This window comes from Xanthobacter sp. BG11Y11_SDJG, from assembly GCF_057364445.1.
Map to the genome: position 1 here is coordinate 1 of NZ_JBNFNU010000458.1, position 3,077 is coordinate 3,077.

At 72.2% G+C, this 3,077-nt stretch carries 5 protein-coding genes; 4 read left to right on the forward strand and 1 reads right to left on the reverse strand.

Translation table 11 applies throughout. The features are described 5' to 3' along the window. Window positions 1-339: 339 nt before the first annotated feature. On the reverse strand, window positions 340-552 hold the full coding sequence (locus AC2W7M_RS22795) for a hypothetical protein (protein ID WP_486135157.1): 213 nt from the start codon (window positions 550-552) through the stop codon (window positions 340-342). A 26-nt stretch (window positions 553-578) separates the two neighbouring features. Here AC2W7M_RS22795 and AC2W7M_RS22800 point away from each other — a divergent pair, with 26 nt between their 5' ends. The 4 genes from AC2W7M_RS22800 to AC2W7M_RS22815 all read left to right on the forward strand — a co-directional run. Next, a complete protein-coding gene (locus tag AC2W7M_RS22800; RefSeq protein WP_486135155.1) occupies window positions 579-1,649 on the forward strand; it encodes a glutathionylspermidine synthase family protein in 1,071 nt (356 codons plus the stop codon). A gap of 189 nt (window positions 1,650-1,838) precedes the next feature. Next, the gene (locus tag AC2W7M_RS22805; protein ID WP_486135149.1) at window positions 1,839-2,432 is read left to right on the forward strand and encodes a hypothetical protein; all 594 of its coding nucleotides are present in this window, start codon (window positions 1,839-1,841) and stop codon (window positions 2,430-2,432) included. A 47-nt stretch (window positions 2,433-2,479) separates the two neighbouring features. Next, window positions 2,480-2,716: an acyl carrier protein gene (locus AC2W7M_RS22810; RefSeq protein WP_486135151.1), complete on the forward strand. Its 237-nt coding sequence runs from the start codon at window positions 2,480-2,482 to the stop codon at window positions 2,714-2,716. Window positions 2,717-2,720: 4 nt separating this feature from the next. Next, window positions 2,721-3,077 (forward strand): hypothetical protein (locus AC2W7M_RS22815; protein ID WP_486135153.1); only part of this gene is annotated, 357 nt, incomplete at its 3' end.

The window sequence follows — 3,077 nt, forward strand, 5'->3', positions numbered from 1 at the left end:
CGGGGACGCGGTGCCGCCGGCCGAGGCGGGCCGACCCCGGGCGGCGGCCGGCGCTTGTGGAGCGAACAGGCACCCGCTAAGACTCGATCGCCTCAGGTTCCGGTCCGGCGGTCCCTGCCTTCCGCCGCGACGGCGTCAGCCGCGAATGCGAAAGTCCGATGCCGGATCGCGACGGTGGTGCGTATCGGGGGGCGGCGCGGTGATGCGATCGAGGACAGTGTCGCTCTTTCTTGTGAGCGGCGGACCATTCGTGCGCCAGTCGGCAGACGCTCCCAACGACACCGCCGGGATCCGGGCGGAGGGCGGGCGGTCCGCAGGCCTCCCTCAGGCAGGCCTCCCTCAGGCGGAACCGCGCGCGATGTTGGCGCCGGTTGTCACGGCCGTTCCGGCGCCGGCCGATTGCCGCACGCTGGCGCGCGGCGGCTTCGGCCAGCTCGGCGACACGTTGCGCGCGCCCGGCTGTCCGCCGCTGCCCGCTTCCGCATGAAGCGGATCGCGGTGCCGGCGCGGCCGGACTGGGAGGACACCGCCCGCCGTCTCGGCTTCGCCCATCACGAGCGCTACTGGACCGACGACGCCTGCTACCTGTTCCAGCGGTCCGCGATCGAGACGCTGCTGCGCCGGCGGTCGACGAATTGTGGCACATGGCGCTGGAGGTGGCGGAGCGGGCGAGCCGCGACGACGAGGTGCTCGCCACCATCGGCGTGCCGGCGGCGGCGTGGGAGGGCGTGCGCCAGAGCTGGCGGCGCGGCGATCCCTCGCTGGTGACGCGGTTCGACCTCGCTTTCGACGGAGCGGCGCCGCCCAAGCTTCACGAATGCAACGGCGACACGCCCGGCGCCCTCTATGAGGCCGCCGCGTTCCAGTGGCTCTGGTTCGAGGATCAGATGGCCCATGGCCACCTGCCGCCCGGCTGCGATCAGTTCAACCGCCTGCACGATGCCCTGGTGGAGGCCTTCGGCCGGATGCCCCAGGCAACGCCGATCCATTTCGCCGCCTCCGCCCGAAATGCCGAGGACCGGGTGTGGGCGCTCTACCTCGCCGATTGCGCGCGCCAGGCCGGGCGGGAGGCCGCGGCGCTCGACATCGAGGCGATCGGCATCGACGGGGCCGGCGGCCTCACCGATCTCGAAGACCGGCCCATCCGCTGCCTCGTGAAGGCGTATCGCTGGCAGCTTCTGCTTCAGGAGCCGTTCGCCGGGGCGCTGGCCGGGCCGGCCGCGCCGGCGGCGATCGAGCCGCTCTGGAAGCTGGTGCTCGCCTCCAAGGGGGCGCTGGTGTGGCTGTGGCGAATGTTTCCGGGCCATCCCAACCTGCTGCCGTGCTGGTTTGAAGGCGAGGCCGCCGCGGCGCCGGCCGCGTGCGCCGTCAAGCCCCTGTTCTCCATCAAGGGCCACAACGTGCTGTTGTGCGATCCGGCTCTGCCCGGCGGGCGGGCCGAGACCGCGGGGCCCTACGGGGCGGAGGGGCGGATCGTCCAGGCGCTCCATTACCTGCCGCACTTCGACCGTTCGGGTGTCCCGGTCTGGGCCACGGTCGGCGCCTGGATCGTCGGCGGACGGCCCGAGGGGGTCGGCGTGCTGGAGGCGCCGGCCCCCATCATCCAGGACCACGCGTGCCGCTTCGTGCCGCACGCGGTGGTGAACTGACCGGGCGCCGTCCGCCCCCGTGCGGGGGCCTTGCCGAGCGGCATCATTGTCCTCTAAGACGGGATTGTAACAACGATAAGAACGGGAGCGGACGCCATGGGCGGCGCGGACTGCCGCACAGCATCGGACCCGCGTTTCGGGCCGCCGCGCAGCTGGGGAACGGTCGCGCCTGCGTCCGGAGCGCTCCGCATGGCCGATGGCCCGGCCCTGATCGCGCGGCCGCTCACCGGCGAACGCACCTACCAGTTCGGAGCCGACATCCTCGAGGCGATCGTCGCCCATTGCGGCGCCCGGAACGACATGCTGCTCCAGCTCAAGGTGCCCGCGTCCTGCGCCATCGAGATCGTTCGCGATCCGCCGCCCGCCGGCGCCGATCTGTGCGGGAGCTTCCGCCATGGCATCGCCGGGCGCGTCGAACAGGTCTGGCTGCGCTTGAGGCCGGATCTGCCCATCGCCGAGCGCGAGGCCACCGACGATGCGGACGTGACCGCCCAAGCCCGTTTCGAGGGGGATCGCGCCGACCTGCCTGCGGGCGGCCCCGGCACGTTCCTGCAGCGTGCGGTGCATCTGGCGGTCGCGCTCGCGATGCGCGAATATCCGAAGGATTACTGGCGCATGCCCGAGATCGCCTGCGCGCAAATTCCGCCCGACGACGCGGCGGTGTCCGTGATCCTGCGGCACCGGGTGGGCGGCCGCTTCTGGAAGATGGAGTTCGGCGCCGACGGCTCGCGGTGCGGCACGCTCATCCTGTCGCGCGTCATGGCGCCCGAGGTGCCGGTCTGATCGGCGCCGACGTTCGTTGTATGGTCAGGGGTGGGGCAATGGCGGGGATGGACGAAGAGGCCGTGCGGCGGGCCATTCGCGAGGCGGTGGACCGGCCCATGGTGGCGAGCCTGGAGCCGGACACCGACTTCTACGAGGTCGGCCTCGATTCCCTCGACCATGCGCAGATTCTGATGCGGATCGAGGAGGTTCACGGGCTGGTGGTGGCCGACACCGACTTCGATCTCTGCCGCTCGATCTCGGCCATCGTCGCCTACGGGCAGGCGTCTGCGGGCCGGGACTGAGCCGATGCCCGAGCCTGAACCGGACGAGACCGGTCTATCTCCCCTGGCGCGGATCGGCCGCGATGGTCCGCGCGACATCCATGCGGCGCATCTGGCCCGGCAGGAGCCCATCGGGCATCTGCGGCTGGCGCTGGCGGCGGCGCAATTCGCCCGGCGCATCGCGCGCAGCCCGGACACCCTCCCGGAACCCTGCAGCGGGCGCGATCAGTTCATGATGCTGAACGCCTTGCTGGAGCTCGGCCATATCGACGCCGCCCGCGCCTTCGTGGACCGCACGCCGGACACCGGCGTGACGCTCGCCGGGCTGCACAGCCTGCGCGCGCTCACCCGCGCCGCACCGCGCCGCATCCGGATGCGCCGG